The organism is Colwellia sp. RSH04 (genome assembly GCF_003545765.1).
Lineage (GTDB): Bacteria > Pseudomonadota > Gammaproteobacteria > Enterobacterales > Alteromonadaceae > Colwellia.
The window spans coordinates 1-17,216 of record NZ_QXIO01000015.1 but is presented as its reverse complement, the minus strand read 5'-3'; the positions used below and the strand labels follow the sequence as shown (position 1 = coordinate 17,216).

13 protein-coding genes and 4 pseudogenes are annotated in these 17,216 nt (G+C 36.1%); 6 read left to right on the top strand and 11 right to left on the bottom strand.

The features are described 5' to 3' along the window. Nucleotides 1-364 precede the first annotated feature (364 nt). Together D1094_RS17075 and D1094_RS17070 are read right to left on the bottom strand one after the other, a co-directional pair. A complete protein-coding gene (locus D1094_RS17075) occupies nucleotides 365-1,471 on the bottom strand; it encodes a nuclear transport factor 2 family protein (protein WP_118961322.1) in 1,107 nt (368 codons plus the stop codon). Between the two features lie 108 nt (nucleotides 1,472-1,579). Next, nucleotides 1,580-2,623 (bottom strand): helix-turn-helix domain-containing protein, encoded by a 1,044-nt coding sequence (locus D1094_RS17070; RefSeq protein ID WP_118961321.1) that lies wholly within the window; start codon nucleotides 2,621-2,623, stop codon nucleotides 1,580-1,582. A gap of 249 nt (nucleotides 2,624-2,872) precedes the next feature. Here D1094_RS17070 and D1094_RS17065 point away from each other — a divergent pair. Then, nucleotides 2,873-3,064: pseudogene (locus D1094_RS17065) on the top strand (IS110 family transposase); the annotation flags it as partial. Nucleotides 3,065-3,289: 225 nt separating this feature from the next. Here the strand turns inward: D1094_RS17065 and D1094_RS17060 are convergent. Beyond that, the gene (locus D1094_RS17060) at nucleotides 3,290-4,477 is read right to left on the bottom strand and encodes a serine hydrolase (protein ID WP_118961320.1); all 1,188 of its coding nucleotides are present in this window, start codon (nucleotides 4,475-4,477) and stop codon (nucleotides 3,290-3,292) included. A 288-nt stretch (nucleotides 4,478-4,765) separates the two neighbouring features. On the opposite strand from D1094_RS17060, the gene D1094_RS17055 reads away from it, so the two are divergent. Together D1094_RS17055 and D1094_RS17050 are read left to right on the top strand one after the other, a co-directional pair. Further along, complete coding sequence (locus D1094_RS17055; RefSeq protein ID WP_118961319.1) at nucleotides 4,766-7,060, top strand: winged helix-turn-helix domain-containing protein; 2,295 nt, start codon at nucleotides 4,766-4,768, stop codon at nucleotides 7,058-7,060. 354 nt (nucleotides 7,061-7,414) lie between these two features. Continuing rightward, nucleotides 7,415-7,555: pseudogene (locus D1094_RS17050) on the top strand (SDR family oxidoreductase); the annotation flags it as partial. A gap of 59 nt (nucleotides 7,556-7,614) precedes the next feature. On the opposite strand, the gene D1094_RS17045 reads toward D1094_RS17050, so the two are convergent. From D1094_RS17045 to D1094_RS17030, 4 genes are all read right to left on the bottom strand, one after another. Continuing rightward, nucleotides 7,615-8,307 (bottom strand): hypothetical protein, encoded by a 693-nt coding sequence (locus D1094_RS17045; protein WP_118961318.1) that lies wholly within the window; start codon nucleotides 8,305-8,307, stop codon nucleotides 7,615-7,617. A gap of 421 nt (nucleotides 8,308-8,728) precedes the next feature. Next, nucleotides 8,729-9,202, bottom strand: coding sequence for a hypothetical protein (locus tag D1094_RS17040; protein ID WP_118961317.1), 474 nt, complete (start codon nucleotides 9,200-9,202; stop codon nucleotides 8,729-8,731). Nucleotides 9,203-9,634: 432 nt separating this feature from the next. Continuing rightward, a complete protein-coding gene (locus D1094_RS17035) occupies nucleotides 9,635-9,853 on the bottom strand; it encodes a helix-turn-helix transcriptional regulator (protein WP_118961316.1) in 219 nt (72 codons plus the stop codon). Then, the gene (locus D1094_RS17030; protein WP_118961315.1) at nucleotides 9,846-10,241 is read right to left on the bottom strand and encodes a hypothetical protein; all 396 of its coding nucleotides are present in this window, start codon (nucleotides 10,239-10,241) and stop codon (nucleotides 9,846-9,848) included. The genes D1094_RS17035 and D1094_RS17030 overlap by 8 nt, the downstream gene beginning before the upstream one ends. Before the next feature lie 983 nt (nucleotides 10,242-11,224). Between D1094_RS17030 and D1094_RS17025 the strand changes: the two are divergent. Continuing rightward, nucleotides 11,225-12,254 (top strand): annotated as a pseudogene (locus D1094_RS17025) (IS110 family transposase). A 483-nt stretch (nucleotides 12,255-12,737) separates the two neighbouring features. On the opposite strand, the gene D1094_RS17020 reads toward D1094_RS17025, so the two are convergent. Beyond that, on the bottom strand, nucleotides 12,738-13,247 hold the full coding sequence (locus D1094_RS17020; protein ID WP_118961314.1) for a hypothetical protein: 510 nt from the start codon (nucleotides 13,245-13,247) through the stop codon (nucleotides 12,738-12,740). Between the two features lie 96 nt (nucleotides 13,248-13,343). On the opposite strand from D1094_RS17020, the pseudogene D1094_RS17015 reads away from it, so the two are divergent. After that, nucleotides 13,344-14,369, top strand: a pseudogene (locus D1094_RS17015) (IS110 family transposase). Nucleotides 14,370-14,745: 376 nt separating this feature from the next. Here D1094_RS17015 and D1094_RS17010 read toward each other — a convergent pair. The 3 genes from D1094_RS17010 to D1094_RS17000 all read right to left on the bottom strand — a co-directional run bounded on the left by D1094_RS17010 (nucleotide 14,746) and on the right by D1094_RS17000 (nucleotide 16,430). Next, a complete protein-coding gene (locus D1094_RS17010; protein WP_118961313.1) occupies nucleotides 14,746-15,213 on the bottom strand; it encodes an N-acetyltransferase in 468 nt (155 codons plus the stop codon). Between the two features lie 290 nt (nucleotides 15,214-15,503). Then, nucleotides 15,504-15,920, bottom strand: coding sequence for a DUF6326 family protein (locus D1094_RS17005; protein WP_220452570.1), 417 nt, complete (start codon nucleotides 15,918-15,920; stop codon nucleotides 15,504-15,506). 72 nt (nucleotides 15,921-15,992) lie between these two features. After that, entirely contained in the window at nucleotides 15,993-16,430 is a 438-nt protein-coding gene (locus D1094_RS17000) for a hypothetical protein (protein WP_118961312.1), read from the bottom strand. Between the two features lie 353 nt (nucleotides 16,431-16,783). Here D1094_RS17000 and D1094_RS16995 point away from each other — a divergent pair. Next, nucleotides 16,784-17,216: PD40 domain-containing protein (locus D1094_RS16995; RefSeq protein ID WP_182440232.1), on the top strand; the 433-nt coding region annotated here is incomplete at its 3' end.

Below are 17,216 nucleotides of genomic sequence, written 5' to 3'. Positions count from 1 at the left end.
TCTTATCTGATATGCACAAGTTAGCAAAAATAAAACCCAAAAGGTTTGACACAAATAATTATACTTCTTGTACATGAGATCCCTTGATTGATTAATAAATTAATGTGCGATAAATGAATGAATAACTCGCGCTAATTTAAGCACAATTCAATTTAACCTTTCCCTCTGAAGATGGTTTCATAGCTTTCTAACCTTATAACAATTAATTTAAAATGAATAAAAAAAGAAATATAGAATGATATTGCACTAAGGGAATAGGCGTATACAGTAAGAAAAATGGTACACGACAATTTAGCTCAACTGAAGAACCGTCTAAGGCGTGTCTAACAAGAAAGAAGCGAGCTAACCGCTCGCTTCGATTTAATTAATATTGGTTTAATAGTTCTACCATTTTTTCCGCCACCAAAGGAGAAGATAAATGGTTTTGGCCTGTGATAATTCGTCCATCTACCTCAACATGGGGCTGATTTCGTTTTGCGAAATGGAAACTTCCACCATGGCGCTCAATGGTTTTCTGAATTAAAAAGGGAAATTCTTTAAAATAAGCTTTGGTTTGATTTTCATAGGAATCTGGGTAACCCGAAATACGTTTACCATCAACTAAGTACTTTCCATCTTTAGTTTTTAAGTTAACAATTCCTGCAGTTCCATGGCAAACGGAAGAAATAATGCCATTATGTTTTTCATATATCGTCATGGCGATATGTTGAATGTCTTGATTTTCGGAAACGCCATACATAGCATTTCCACCACCAACATAATGAACAGCCAGATAGTTCTCAGGCTTTATCTGATTTGGCGTTTTTGTATGCTTTATCGCATACATAAAGTCATTGTTATATAAATACTGTTTATGAATAGTTTCAGAGGTATTAATATAAGCTAACGGAATAGCTCCCCCTTTAGGGCTGACAAAATCAACGGTATAGCCAGCCTTTTTGAAGGTATCATAAGCTTTAACTATCTCTGAAAAGCTCACTCCTGTAGGCAAAGTAGAATCACCGTGAAAGTGGACATTAGACACGATAAATAAAATACGTTTACCGCTATTATTGGCTTCTTCACTCGTCGCACTTTTACTGATAACTTTCCAACCATTCGATAGCTTTTTCAGTAGAAACATATCGATATAACGCTTTCCTTTGGTGGGTTGCACTATTTCGACTTTGGCTGTTGCGATATTGTCCTCAACATCAATCGATATCACTTCTCCTATTCGCCCACTGGACTGGCCTTTATTATTAAACCAAGACGCGTACTCATTAATACTTACTTGCCAAAGGTCTTGTCCTTTTTTATCAAGAAATAACTGAGCATCATCTGCAAACGCACTTTTTATCAAAGAGGGATCGTTAGATGATGTGCCTTGAATATATTGATGTAATGTTTTAGTAATGTTTTCTATTGTTTGCTCTTGGCCTTGTGCACACAAACTCGTGAGTACAAGAAAAGCACATAGTAGTTCTTTCATACTTATTCTCCTATATTTTAGAACAACACTAAGATAAGAGAAAAAGCTTTTAAAAACATTGCAATACAATAATTCCGAATACCGAAATTATAATATAGGAAAATAATATTAACTATTTAACTGGCTTTGACGGTATTTTGCAGGAGTTGTGTGCTCAAATTGTTTAAAGGCAGTATAAAAAGTTGATTGTGAATTGTAGCCTGATTCCTCAGCCACAACATCGACCGTCATCTTAGGTGACTCAATTAAAAGCCGCTTTGCTTCATTAATTCGAAACTCGTTGATAAAGACTGAGAATGACTTTTTCATATTGTCGTTTAGTAACTGAGATAGTTGCGGTACCGACAGTTGTAATTTCTTTGCTAATTGCGGCAGCGTCAAATTAGCATTGGTATAGAGCCGCTCTTGCTGCACTAAATTTGTCAGTTTTTGTATTAAACCAGCTGCTTTATTTTCCTCTATTTTATTAGCGACATAGGACGGATTGGTTTTAACGGGTAAATCTTCTTTTTTACTATGTTTAGCTATTTGCCAATGTAAAACAGATAAATAGAGAATAAAAGTAAACGACAAAGCGCCAACAATATAAGAGGTATATGAAGCGGTAAAATAGGCGAGCCATATCAGTGCGGTACCGGAAAATACATTCACTGCTAATTTTTCTTTTAATGACAATTGCGCCTGATCACCCACCCAAACGACTAATTTAGGGAACATTATAAAGGCTGCACTGATAATATAGAGCGCCCAACTATAGTTTATAATACGATAAAATATCCCCCAAAGTTCTGGATTAAATTGATAGGGGTAAACAATTCCAATACCTACCGCAAGCAATAGTAGTGATCCAAGATGCCATGACCACTTAATACGTAATTTATCGAGCACCCCAAAAGCACTCGCAATGTAAAAGTACAATAGTGGACCAACAAAGAAACAAGCTGATAAGCCAAGTTGCAAAAACTGCTTACCGACACCAGGATCAAAATAAAACCAAATAGACTTAGATATACGAATACTGATAGCAAATAAAAGGAATGCTAGCAGGTGACGTTCGAGGCTAGCTGGTTTTGAAAAGAGTATATATCCTGTTAATAGCAGGCCATTAAATGCACCTAATGTACTAAAAAAAAATAGTAATTGGTTAGACAAACTACTTACCCCCTATGTTTAGGCCGTTTACAAACTGATTATTAGTCATTCTAACGCAACCTTTAAAAGTACAATAGCTAAAAACTAGTACTTTCTGATGTAAAAATGATTTGAACAATTTTCATGAATACCTCTGATATCCAAACTCAGGTAATACAAGTGCCTGTCTTTAATGTAAAGTTTTGCTAACTGACGCCTTTTGCGTAGCAATTCAAAAGCAGTATCAGTATTTTTAGAATAGCCTTTTAAGTTGTTGCGGTGAAGGTTATTAAGGTCTTTGATAGAGAAATTAGTGAGTTGTTTAATGCTTTTCCTGACGTAGAGCTTTACAAACCTTTACTTGTTACTGGCCCGTTTTTAGCGTCTAGATTACTATTAGGCATAGGGGGAAACCGTAGACGATTCAATAGCACATCGGAAATTCAAATGTATGCTGGAATGCTGTAACTATAAAAATACCGTCGAAATTAATACTTTTTCATTAGTTACTCCTTAAAAGCCTTAATTTAAACTCGTTATATCACCCAATAGAAAAGCTATCTATTGCCACTTTTGCAAGGAAGGGAAATATGAGTCATAAAAAAACCTGATATTGATCTGATTTCTTTCTGACAATTGATTGCAGGCAACTAACCACAGCTATACTTGGTTAGCTGCCATTTAGTTTTAGCTCTTAATGAATGCAGGCAATATTGCTTTAATTAGCGGCTCAAAAACGACATCTTCTTCGTCATGACCGGTAACGACTATTACTAAATCAAGCTCATTAACTACAATTATTCGGTTTCCACCCGCTCCCCAAGCAAAATTAACGTTGTAGTTTTTATTATTTAAAGCGATATCAGTCTGGTACCATAAATAGCCATAATTAAAACTCTCTGGTATCCAACTTTGGGTTGGCTTGGTAACTGCTTTAAAAGCAGCCATTAAATAGTTTTCTGATATAAGTTGCTCATTTTCCCACCTCCCTTTATTGATAACCATTTCTCCTATTTTGAGCATGTCACGAGGGGTTAAATTCAGGCCACTTTCTGCCTTTGGAAGTGCTTTAGGGTCTAGCTTCCACTTATAGTTATATATCCCCATTTTGTTTAAGAACTCTTTCTCAACAAAGTCTTTAGCTGTTCCTGGCACAACCGCGTTTAAAACGTGCATTACCAAAATGGGATCGGGTGCTTGGTATTTGTAAACCTGAGACTCTTTGGTTATTGGCTTAGTGAATTCCAGAAAAGCTTGCACTTCAGCAACGCCTGAATACTTCTCACGGTTTCCTCTAAAGTCTTTAAGTTGTTCATCAGTAAATCTAAGGCCAGAATTCATTGAAAGCACGTGATGTAAAGTGACTTTTTCTATACCATCTGCCAACTTATTGTTATCTAGTTCTTTGAAAAAACTCACCAAAGGCTTATTCAAGTCAGCCATTGTGATATAACCTAATTGAACGGCTCTAGCTATAATTAAACTAGTGTATCCTTTGGTGGCAGAAAACTGGAAATGAGGTAAATCGATTCGTCCACGCTTATAATAAGACTCAAACAATAATTTATCTTTGTGGCTGATAAGTAAACTGTCATATTTCCCATACTTATTTTCAGCTAACGCTTTAGCTAACGTTAAAATAGAGGGTTTGTTACCTCCATCAATACCTAGTTTTCCTACTTTTAAATTGTCTGTTAACTTTTCTGGTGCAATGTTGATAAAGGCCTTTTCTAGTGGAGCCATGTCCCAAAAGTCTATTTTAACCTCTTCTGCTGAGGCTCTTGGTGCCTTAAGCTCAGTTTCTTTTGAAAACCCCTCAAACGAAATAAGTAGAACCAATGCAGTTAGTAACTTGGTACGATAATTTGCGAACATGTTAACTCCTATTAAATAGTAAATCGTCTCTCGTTTTGGCAGTCATAAATGACTTAAAATCCTCGTTACCAAAACGTAAATTAAGTACACATAAGGTATATTTGAACTGCACCTTATCCAACTTAAATTATATTAAATGTTCTGAAATTAATCGTTAAAGATCTGAATTTATTAGGCTTTATTTTTTAAATCGAAATAAGACAAGGCGTCGTTTACATAAGATAAAAAGTAAAGGTTAATCAGCATTGTTCAGTTATAATACACTTCAGAAGAAATTACTTTTCGGATATGTCTTTGCAAAACAGTCAAAAATATCAATTAGGACGATGGATTGTCTGTCCAATCACTAATACGTTTCAAGACACTGACGAACAAAAGTCAATTGATAATAAGAGTATGCAAGTGCTTTTATTTCTCATTCAAAATGCAGAGCAAAGTGTAACCAAAAAACAAATTATTGAGCATGTTTGGCAAGAGAGTATTGTCAATGAGGAGATATTATCAGTAGCTATTAGTAAAATTAGAAAAGCATTAGGAGACAACGCTCGCCAACCAACATTTATCAAAACGATACCTAATGTTGGCTATTATTTAGTTGCAGCCGTAAAACCACTAGTAGAAAACACGCAACTAATAGAAGCGCCTTCAAATACGCTTAATTTACAAACGAACTATCGTAAACCTAATTTTATCGGAAGTTCGCTCTTATTGTTATTAATTGCCGTCATTATTCTCGTTATTTTCTTTCGAATATATCAAGAGCCTGAGGATGACAATTATGTAGCTATTAGCTCAATTGCCGTATTACCCTTCGAAGACCTAAATGATAATGAAGACAATGTACATTTTACAGAGGGACTTTCTGACGCAATCATTAACCAACTTTCACAATCAAAACCTTTAAAGGTAATTTCTCGTGAGTCTTCTTTCAACTTCAGAGAAAATAGGGACCCATCCATAATTGGTAACGCCCTTAAGGTAGAAGCTTTATTAGACGGTAGCGTCCAAAAATCAGCTGATCAAGTAAGAGTAAATGTTCAAATAATTAGAACATTTGATGGACGATTGCTTTGGGCAAAAAGTTTTGACAGTCAAAAATCAAACTTATTCAGTTTGCAGGATAAAATAAGCCGTGAAATTAGGCAAGCTATTCAGCCAAGCTCACAGGCCCAAATTGCGACTAAAAAGAAAGTCGACAGCCAAGCATACGAATGGTTCTTAATGGGTCAATATCATTGGCGACAAAGAACGCCAACCTCATTATCAAAGGCAGAGACCTATTTTAAACATAGTCTCGAATTAGAGCCTTATTACGTGAACGCACACGTTGGACTAGCCATCACTTACAGCCAATTTCATTATTACGCGAATTGGAGTGCGAAAAAATCGGTAAATAAAGGACTTCCTCATATAGAGCAAGCATTAGCTTTAGAGCCAGACTCGCCAACTGCACTTGCAACTAAAGGGGTGCTATTGACTCTCAATGCAAGTTACGCCGAAGCCCCTTTAACTATCTTGAATGAAGCACAAGAAAAGTTTGAACGTTCCTTAGCGTTAGAAGACAATGCAACGACTCACCATTGGTACAGTTCATTACTAAATAAGATGGGAAAAGATGCGTTAGTCATTAAGCATATGGAGCATGCCATTGCTTTGAATCCACTCTCTGCGTCACTAAAAATCATATACAGCCAGTATTTAGCAATCAGAGGTAAACTAGATACAGCACAAAAATTGTTTAATAGAGCCCAAATTTTGGAGCCGGATAAAAATGCCAGTATTATTGAATCCACCCATTTATTTCGCAACACAGCAAACGCAATTATAGCCATCGCTGAATGGCACTTAAACAATAGCGAACTGCTTGAATATTGCTCTAGTGACGAATATTGTGAGCAGGTTATTTTTTCGTACTTAAGTATTGGGCAGGATAAAGAAGCCAATAAAATATTGGCTCGCATGGCATCAAAACACGAACATTTTAAAAACTCTCTAAAGCTAATAGATTACGGCCTAAAAGGTGAGCTAATTAACGCAGTTTCCTTATTAAAGCAACTAAGTGACACTCGACCAAATAGCTATAAGTACAATTACAGTTTAGCTATTGCGCAATATAGAGCAGCTCTGTATGAGCAAGCCCAAACTTCATTGTTACACCTTTATCCAGATTGGCATAATGCCGGCGTAGTTGACGTGACAACTGACAACTATTTAGCGTTGATACTTTATGGCGCAACCAAATTGAAGTTGAATGAACAAGAATATGCCAATGTTGTATTAAATAATGTAGGGCAATTTCTTCTTTTGGATAAGGTTCATGACAAAGCACAAGCAGAAATGGCATTAGCTCAAGTAAATGCCCAATTGAATCTACCTAGCAAGGCTACAGAGCATTTGCGTAAGGCATTAAATCATGGCTGGCTTGAAACCTTTGATCGAGAATGGTGGACTTTGCAAGACGATCACTTATTGAAGCCTATTCAGCATCAAGCTGAATTTACTACTGTATTACTGGAGCATCAAGAAAGCATAAAAAAATTAGCGAAACGAGTTAATTTGAAACTGAAAGACCTTAAACTTTAAAGCTTTATTTTAGAGTTTTGATTTGGAGTAAAACGTCTCTTATTGGCACAAAGCACGTATTCGTACTAACGCATTTTTGTCCAAAAGTGTGTTCGAGTAAACTTCCGCTTTTCGCTTTAAGCTGCCGTTGGTAACAAAGAAGTTCAATATCCGCTATTGGTTAGGAGCTGAAATATAGATTAAGTCACGGGAAACTTCCATTTTGCGAACAGATCGGACATTTTTCTTATCTCGGTTTGTGCCTCTTTCCGAGATATAACTTAGGATCATTTTTACGACAAAACCGACCATTTTCTGAACGAAAAAAAAGACATCAGAATGGACTGTTAAGATATGAAAGTTGACCTTAGCCTTCGGTTAAGTTCACAAATACTATTACAACGTGGCGAAACTCCCGAAGAAGTTGCGAACTCAATAGTATGGTTATTATCTGATGAAGCCTCTTATGTCACTGGCTCGTTCATTGACATTGCAGGTGGAAAATACCCCCTATAAAAAGAATTTACCGTGTGTTCATTAAATGAACACACGGTAAATCATTACGATTTATCATATTAACTGTTGTATTCTTTTCTACGTTCTATAGCCACAGGGCTTAACTTAACCCATTTAAACAAATACATTATGATTATTTTTGTTATACCACTCGTTATAGCAAGTACCATTAGTGGCCAGCCGCTTTCAATTCCCATACTCAAAGCAAAAGCGATAGTTGAAATATCCATCATAAAAATAAATTGACTCATTTTTAAGTCGATTGCACCTGTAGCACCAGATCTTATAATTAACATTATTTGATGGTAATAACCTTGCGCGATTAATAGAGATATAACGAGAATAATAGCTGTCGACACATTACGTCCTTCATCAACAAATGTATCACCATAAAGCAGCCCCACTATTCCTAATATCAAAGAAAATAAAGCAATTAGGAGAACATAAGTAGATTCCTTTGTTTTTCTATCAAGCCATATTTCATACAAAATAACGCCTACCAGTAATGTTGCGATTAAACGAGGCCACACAATATAATGATTAAAAGGCTCTATAGAGTAACCATAAATAAAAAACGAAAAGTACGCTAAGTAACTAACAGTAAACTGATTAATAGATAATAACTCTGTAGAACCAGTGCCTACCTCTTCTTTCTTTCTACGCCAAATAGTTCTTACTTGCGACAAGACACCATACAAACTTACAAAAATAAAAACAGTATTAACAGTTCCAAAAAAATCATAAACACTCATAGTTACCTCCAATATCTAAGTGAGGCTATTAAAACACATATTGTCGACAATATGTAGTTACAGTTGCTTTGATAATTAAATATTCAGCTTTAATGAGCATCAAGTGTCGACAATAGGTTATTCAAGGCCAAATATGACGGTCAATAAGCCTGCTTAGAATCAACAGGGTTAAAGTGATTGTTTGGGTCTTAGCGGCAATTTCTGCTTTTGGCTAGCTGGAGAATATTCAAATTCTAACTGGCTCGATGTTAACTAAGATACGGAAGCTGAAGTTAGCTTAGCTTTATCTAGCAGCAAGTATTCCGACATTGTAATCAATTACATTCATAGTTTTTGATCTTTTTTAGTATCCGAATCCGCAAAACATGAATCACTATGATAAAATAAATTTATTAAGTAAAAGTATTGTTATACCTCTGATTTAAATTATCTTTACCATTCCTTTGTAACGCCACATATCTGAACTTTCAGCGATTTTTTCTAAACGTTTGGCTTCTTCTCTGTCGCACGTATAGGTAATAAGCAAGTAGGTTTCTTTTATTAGAAAGTTACGTCTTCCACATTCTGTTTTTAAATCGTTGTCATTTGTTAGTGAGCTATCGAAATACAAATGCTTTGCTAAGATAGATTGTGTAGATTGAAGATGGCTTGGTTCAAGTACTTCACCGTCAATAGTAGATTTCAGTCTTTTTTGTGAGGATTTTAAATGTTGATTTAGTCTGCTGCGTAAACTTTTAGCAATCCCAACCTTGAGAGGTAGACCATCTAAAGTAAATATTTGATATAAACCAGAAGTGTTTTCTATATCAACTAATCTATCAAAACAAGTTGTGAGCACATTATAACTAAAATCGAAGGCTAGTTTACCTTTGGGTACAATCTCACCTTTAAACATTGGAACCCCTTCAAAACTACTTTAACCTAGTGCTTTAGCTTTCTTTTTAAATTCCTCTATTTTCATATTAATCCTTTAAATAAAAAACAAAAATGATTTAAAAAAATAGTATGTCATTTGATAAAAATTTGGCAAATATATTATCAATATTAAATAATCCTTAAATGATTATTTAAGTACTCTTATGTTCTTTGGTTCGTGTTAACAAAGTTAGCGGACAAATAATCAATTAGATTTTATTGTTTGTTTGTTTGTGAACGCAGTTAACTTTCCACTCAGTCAATAATTTCAGGTTTTGGTGTAAGCGGAAGTACTAATTTCGTCACAGATAGCTTCCGCTTGGCGCACAAATCACAGAATAAAGGGTAATGCTTAATAACAAACTAATGCAACATTTATAACTCATAATACTTCCTAATTAAATTATCTATTTCATTCGTTATCTTTAAACTCTGATTTTTTCTCAGGGAAAAAAACCTCTTCAATGCGCTTATTAAACTGGTTGGCGATATCAAATGCCAACTGCAATGAAGGATCATGTTTACCCCTCTCTACAGCATTAATAGCTTGTCGAGAAACTCCTATTCTTTCTGCAAGTTTTTGTTGTGACAAGTCTTGTTCAGCGCGTAATACCTTAATTCGATTATTCATTATCTTTCCATATTAGTAGTTGCAGTATCAGAACGTGACCACCAAATACAATTGGCATTACCAATGCTAGTTCTACCGGAGGCATTGGGAATTTCATCGCTAACATGCCGTAAATAAATGATGAAAAACAAAGAAGGCCAATCATCCATAAAAACGCTTCTCCGGTTAGTGCTTTCATGTATTCATCCAGCGCTCTATATTTAGCTCTATAAATTAGAAATGCCCATATTAGTGGCAATACTGGTAGAAGAGTGAAAATAACTTTTTGCCAAGTTGACAGTTCTAACAATTCTATAGAAAACGTTTGTACTGCAATCAAGATGAGAAATAAAAACATTGCGGACATAAAACGTTTCACGAAAAAAACTTCTTGCTTAGACATTTTCATAATATTTTCCTAAAAATACTAACCCGGCAATTGGCGAGGCCAGTGAATTGATGACTTGAAAACCTGACTTAGTGTAAGGTTGCCATTACATTATGTCGACAAATAATGACACTGTCAAGTAAGCCTGACAATAAAATAAATAGGATCATGTTTTTAATTCTAAGGGGGTATCAATCATCAATCATCAATCATCAATCATCAATCATCAATATGATTATATGATTATATGATTATATGAAGTCAGTCTAAAAAACGATTTAATCAATATCAGCTAAGTCGAAGATATTTGACTCACCTGTCGAAATGTTTAGCTCAACTCAGGGATATAGAGATGACTTAGATAAACACTAAAAATTTCAGATCATTATTTATGAAATGTGCACAAAAGCTAACGTCAGCTATTGGCTCAGGCTGTGTGAAAACTATTTCAAACTTGAGCAATTGGTTAAAACCAACGAAAAATGTTCTTTATATTAAATTCTGTATTACATTTGATTTAAAGCTACCTATTAATTTACGTAGCGTCGCATAAAAATTTTACTTTGGGAGTTTTAACACAGGCTGGGCTATCAATTGACCTAAAGAACGACTAGTCGCTAAGGTCTGAAATTCTACCCATAATTATTTCAGTAGCATTAATGTTATATGCTTAAAACACAATGAAATATCGTTATTTTAGATGGTTCAATTCCCTAAGGTGAAATTGAACGCATGACCGGTAACTCATTTAACTTGGTGGTGAGTAAAATGACCAAGAAAGACCAAGCGTCAATATTAGTGCATTTGTAAATTCTACTTTTGCCACAAAGCGGACATCTGCACTTACTGGCTAGAATTGAATTCAGATTAGTTTTTGTATCGATAACGCCGCGCTCTGCAGCAAATTTGTCCGACAGCAGCGCCTTGATACTAATTGAGCCTTCTCCCCGAAGTCTAGCACTGAGCTAAACTTCAAGGCGACCAAACCAAAAGGAGAAAGCTCAATGAAATTCTATACTACTTTACATAAATATTATTGCGGAATCGATCTACATGCACGACTTTTATATGTTTGCATACTTGATGAACATGGTAATAAAGTCGTTCATCAGAAAATAAAAGCCGATCCTCATCAGTTACACAAGCTACTCAAACCCTATATTGGACAGGTGGTGGTTGGGGTTGAGTGTATGCATTGCTGGTATTGGGTCAGTGACTTTTGTCGTGAAATGAATGTTGAGTTTATTTTAGGTCATGCGCTTTATATGAAGGCTATCCATGGCGGAAAAGCTAAAAACGATAAGATAGACTCCTATAAAATTGCTAGCCTAATGCGTGGGGGAAATTTTCCACTCGCCTACAATTACCCAGCAGAGACTCGTGCAACCAGAGATTTACTCAGAAGGCGCACCTACGTTATGCGACATGGAAGTGAATTAAAAGCTCACGTTGTTAACACAGACAGTCAATATAACTTACCCGCTCAATCACTTAATTTAAAAAATGTCAGTGCCCGTGACGGACTGCGACATTATTATGATGATCCTGTTGTACAACGGATGATAGCACTCGACATGAACATCCTAGATTGCTACATCCGAGAGCTAAAGCATGTTGAGTCATTTATCGAAGGAAAAGCCAAAGAACATTATGGTGCACTACTCAATATCGTCCGAACATTCCCGGGTATTGGTCAAACTTTAGCATTAACCATTTTATATGAAATTGGTGATATCAACCGTTTTCCCACCGTTCAACAGTTTGCCTCTTATTCACGATTAGTGAAATGCAAAGCAGAGTCAGCTGGGAAAACCTATGGTACTAGCGGTAATAAAATTGGTAATGGTTATCTGAAATGGGCTTTTAGTGAAGCCGCAGTGCTTTATCTTCGCGGTAATGACAACGCTAAACGCTATTTAGCTAAATTACAAAAACGCATGAGTAAAGGTAAAGCGTTATAAAATTGGTCGCTGTGTTTACTTCATGCTTCGAGATAGGCAGGTTTTTGATGAAGATAAGTTTTTAAACCGTTAAGTCGCACAATGGCGAGAGCTGAACACCTAACTGGATGAGTAAGAGCATCTGATTAATCATCGCGTCCGTTAACTGAAAGTTGATGATTATTATGCCGAGTAGTCCAAGCCACTTCGCTTGATTAGACTCGCCATTGGTGCGCATTAACGTTAAAAGTTGCAATGAGCAAGCGCGTTTACACCTTAACTGAGTCTTAAACTAACTGAACTGCGCCCAAAGGCACTGAGTCATCATGCTTGAATAGTACCAGCGTAAGGTTAACCGATAAATGTCTAGTGCCCCTACTTAACCTATGGATAGACAGAGTAGGCAGTGATGAGATCACAATAAGAGAGCCTCTATATGTGTTTGCCGTAAACCGTTGTTTAATGGCTAATTGACATAGCGAAGTAGATGAACTTGTGAATTGACTGAACAATTAGCTGCCTAACGGCAGCTAAATAAAACCCTATTGCCTATTGACGGGAATAAGGCTCATATGTGTTAGGCAACTACTGCTACCACTCTTTTCTTTAACTCTTTAATGAAAAAGTTACCTTTTTTCCATTGCAGTTCTATATGTTCTTCTGAAAACTCCTCTTCAATAAGCTTTAACCCTGCTTTTCTCTTTGAGGTGGTTTTCATTCTTTTTGCTCCCGGCTTAGCAATACCTTCTGGAGAGTGCATCCAAATCGAGTGCGCTAAATTATTTCTGAGTTGTTCGAATTCATCTACCTTTTTTAATGCGTATTTAAACTCTTTAAAGTTCTCACTTTCTGAATCGCTTAGCTTCAGCATTGACGACGACAATAATGCTATAAGTTGACGATATGACAACTCTGCTGTAAGAATTTGAACCTTTTCGTAATCCAGCTTGAGTAGCATAGCTATACACATTTGTAATTCATATTCATTGATAGTCTGCTGCATAATTATTGATGCGAAAAGTTGTAAAAACTTTGGCGAAATTGCCGAACTTATCGCATGTTGTGACCAATCTGGCTCGGAAATCATGATAGTTGCCTAACGAATGATATGGACTCCCCTACTAATCGGCATCTATGTGCCATATTGAAAGGTGTTAAATACATTCAATAAAGGAGAGTCCATATGTCCTTAATTAAAGTCGTTGGCATCGATTTAGCCAAACTTGTTTTTAGTATTCATGGTGTTGACCAACATGGCAAGTGTAAATTAAGAAAAACTGTCAAAAGAAACAAACTGTTAGCAGAAATAGCAAAGCTACCAAAGTGCATTATTGCCATGGAAGCATGCTCGGGAGCACATTACTGGGCAAGGGAATTCAAGAAACTTGGCCATGATGTTCGCATCATAGCATCTAAATTTGTTATTCCTTATCGTCAAAACGAAAAGAATGACGCCAATGATGCCGAAGCTATTTGTGAAGCAGCCACCAGACCAAAGACACGTTTTGTCAGTATCAAAAGCGAAGAGCAACAAGCCGTATTATGTTTGCATCGTATTCGCCAAGGCGCTATCAAAGATAGAACCGCACGGATAAACCGTTTGCGAGGCCTACTCGCCGAATTTGGCATTATCATGCCTAAAGGCCGTTATCCTGCACAAAAAGCCATTGTAGGTATTTTGGAAGATGCTGAAAACAATTTACCCTTCCTTGCTCGTGAATTACTCAATGATTTATGGCAAAGCATTAAAGCCTTGAATGAAGAAGTACTCAAATATGATAGAAAACTATACGCGCTAGCGAATAAAATGAAAGACGCTAAACGCTTAATGAGTATTCCGGGTATTGGTGAAATCACAGCAACCGCTGTCGTTGCTACCGTCAATGATGCAAAACATTTTGACAGTAGTCGTTCCTTTGCCGCATGGATAGGCTTAGTACCAAGGTAGTACTCAACTGGCGGGGTTGCTCGCTTAGGCAGAATTAGCAAGCGAGGCGAGAAACATATTCGTACCTCACTCATTCATGGTGCAAGAGCCGTTATTGCTAACTGTAAAAATAAAACTGACCGCACTAGCCTTTGGGTAAAAGATCTTGTACAGCGACGAGGTTTTAAACGAGCAACGGTCGCATTAGCGGCTAAAAACGCCCGACTAATTTGGGCACTGTTACACTCAGAAAAAGAATATCAGGTAGATTATGTAAAATAATTTCTTATGAAGTAAGAGGTTAAACCAAACGGTTAACCCCACCGAGTCTGTGCATTAGCAATTGACGATAACACGGTCAGACCGAGAGCAAGAAAGCCTGTTTAATCGGGAAGAGTTTCTCTAAAGAGAAGACTCTGTTTAACGAATGAGGCATTGCTCAAGCGCAAATCATCAGGGCGATAGCGTAACAAAGCTAATAAACGCCGAATGTAGAGCTGCTGTCAGATCTTCTTGTTGTAAGAGATGCTATTGCTTGACAAAGGGGAGTCCATGTAGCCCATTTAAGGGGCTGATAATTGTTTGCTAAAATGTGTAGCGAAGCGAAACCGAGCAAACTGTTAGCAGTCCCGCTTTAAATGCTTATATGCAAATTACTCTATATTGGTTTTATCATATGAACAGTTTCAGGCTTAAAACCTATATTTTGATAAAAGCTATCCGCTTTCTTATTATTTGCAAAGACCTCTAGATGTAACAACCTACAGCCTAAGTTTTTAGCCCACTTTTCACCGTGTTCAATTAAAAGTTTACCTAAGCCCAAACCTTGCGATTTAGGTGATACGGCAAGAAGCGGTATAGTTCCACAAGTTTCACCTGAAATTCCATCCTTTTGTGTTCGTACATGAATAAAACCCAATGAAATATTATTGATCTCAGCGATAAAGGTGATGTTTGGTTTCGGTGTTTCTTCAAGCATTTTAGAAATGTAATCATCTTGCATTTTTTGAATAGCTTCGTCACTATGCCAATCTAGCTGAGCAACTTCAACTAAGTAAGGTGAAAGTTCAAAAATAAATGGGTGATCACTTTTTTTCGCTTCCCTAATGACAACTAAATTTTCCATACGAACCTTTGAATAATACTCATAAATCTGAATTGCATATAACGAGACTGTAGAATAACTCTAACAGCCAAATTCAATTAAAAAACGAGCTCCTGTAATTAACTCTAAGCGTTTTTAAAGCATTAGGTAATGTATTTGGAACCCATAAAACAGGCTGTTTTTCTTAAAAATGAGTAATTATACAGCCTCAACGCCTCACTAAGAGGCAAGAAATAGTTGGTTAAAATAAGCGACGAAGGAGCAAAAACCAACTGTTTTTTGTCCTTTTGAGTGACTTGTTATGTGCTGGACTATTGCGAGGAAACAATTTTTTCCTTCCAAGTAACTGCGATGTAAATTATTAATACTGCGACACTTATCTCAATCATGCTAAAAAAAATGTAGTGCAGAGTACCCCCCATATAGAGTGTAACGCTTTGGATTGTACCGGTTATGATTGCTGCGATGATATTTAGATATTTATTTGGTCGATATACTAAATATCTAGAAAGAAGAATCATAATCATCGGAATTTGCATGATAAATGCAAAATACAAAAGAAACTCTTCTGTTATTTTCATCCCCCCAGCTTCACCCGTTAAAAATGATTGCAGTGATTCAGCATGATGAAGAGTAAAAACATCGCAGAAAATATAGTTAACAGTAAGAAAAACCCAAAGCATCGATAAAAGCGTTTTTCTATTGTCATCCCATTCAAAAATTTTCATATGATCCTCATTATAATATTGCCTTTGTTAGATTAGACCTCAGACAATAGGCACATAACAGTATATTATTATTTAAAGATTAAAATCAATATGTTTACTTGGTTCACTTAAACCTTTTAATGAGTCGGTATTTATATAACTCCAATTAGAATCGGTTAGTGTAAAGAAACACATTTGTTGAATGCCGATAGGGTATAAAGGGTATTTCAAATCAGGCGCTTCTTCTTTTGTAGGAGCTAACAACATTTGGTAATCACCTTTATTTACAAGCTTAATCGCTCGTGACCAAGGGAGGTAATCAATATCTAAAGTAAACAGCTCCGAAGGATATATTGATGACAATATCTCATTTATATAACCAGATACGTTCCCTCTTGGACATAATTGAGGACACCAATCAACGGCAGCAATTTTAACTTTTACTTTTTCTGAGGCTATAGAAGGCGAAGAGGTAAATAGAAATGCTAGTAACTTCCACCAATATGACTTTAAGGGAGTCAAAAGTTTCATATTTTCCTTTTTTTGATAATTAACATCATAAGTCAGACTATAAAATTTGAATACTGTATTTAAATGCTCAAAGAACCTAGGCATTGGCAAAAAAATAACTTATTAAATGGTTAGGGTGATTTTCGTGCTTTACACACAAAATAAAAACACGATTAAATCAGCCGAGTGTTCATCTTGCAGGAAATAGTCAATTTGATCTCCACCAAACAAAAAACAAGCTTCTCATTTCATCGCCTGATGAAAAGCAGTGGGTAGGGTTTTACTCTCTTGATTTAGATAGTGAAAAACTTAATTTACTGTTCAAGCAAAATGCTTATATTTGCTGCGGAATATGGTCTCATCAAGGAGACAGAATGGTCCTTATGGATGGTTTCCCATCATATCAATTGGCTAGCTATGATTTATCAGGTAAGGAAAAAGAAATTATTTTTTCTGCCAGTGAACAAATCGTAAGACCCTACAGACATAGTAACGGCAAGGACTATTTATATGTTGCAGGTAGGCATAACAAAGATATTAAACTTGTAGATCTAATTAATGGGAACAGCAAAACTATTGCAAATGCTAGTGTTAGTGACAGGCTACCAGCATTTTCTCCAAACGGTAAAGCAGTAGCTTATATAAGTGAAGCTACAGGCAGTGAACAAATATGGCTTTATGATGTTGTGACAGAAAAGCGCTTAAAGCTAACTAACTTTGATAACCAAAATCACTACTTCGATTTGAAGTTTTCTCCAAATGGCCAAGCGCTAATAGCGCTGGATATCAATAGTATATTTTATGTTA

What these genes read in the sequence shown, in the direction of transcription:
- D1094_RS17030 (WP_118961315.1), bottom strand. Translation starts at nt 10,241, where the DNA reads ATGAAAATGTCTAAGCAAGAAGTTTTTTTCGTGAAACGTTTTATGTCC.
- D1094_RS17020 (WP_118961314.1), bottom strand. Translation starts at nt 13,247, where the DNA reads ATGATTTCCGAGCCAGATTGGTCACAACATGCGATAAGTTCGGCAATT.
- D1094_RS17035 (WP_118961316.1), bottom strand. Translation starts at nt 9,853, where the DNA reads ATGAATAATCGAATTAAGGTATTACGCGCTGAACAAGACTTGTCACAA.
- D1094_RS17060 (WP_118961320.1), bottom strand. Translation starts at nt 4,477, where the DNA reads ATGTTCGCAAATTATCGTACCAAGTTACTAACTGCATTGGTTCTACTT.
- D1094_RS17045 (WP_118961318.1), bottom strand. Translation starts at nt 8,307, where the DNA reads ATGAGTGTTTATGATTTTTTTGGAACTGTTAATACTGTTTTTATTTTT.
- D1094_RS17055 (WP_118961319.1), top strand. Translation starts at nt 4,766, where the DNA reads ATGTCTTTGCAAAACAGTCAAAAATATCAATTAGGACGATGGATTGTC.
- D1094_RS17075 (WP_118961322.1), bottom strand. Translation starts at nt 1,471, where the DNA reads ATGAAAGAACTACTATGTGCTTTTCTTGTACTCACGAGTTTGTGTGCA.
- D1094_RS17000 (WP_118961312.1), bottom strand. Translation starts at nt 16,430, where the DNA reads ATGAAACTTTTGACTCCCTTAAAGTCATATTGGTGGAAGTTACTAGCA.
- D1094_RS17010 (WP_118961313.1), bottom strand. Translation starts at nt 15,213, where the DNA reads ATGGAAAATTTAGTTGTCATTAGGGAAGCGAAAAAAAGTGATCACCCA.
- D1094_RS17040 (WP_118961317.1), bottom strand. Translation starts at nt 9,202, where the DNA reads ATGTTTAAAGGTGAGATTGTACCCAAAGGTAAACTAGCCTTCGATTTT.
- D1094_RS17005 (WP_220452570.1), bottom strand. Translation starts at nt 15,920, where the DNA reads ATGAAAATTTTTGAATGGGATGACAATAGAAAAACGCTTTTATCGATG.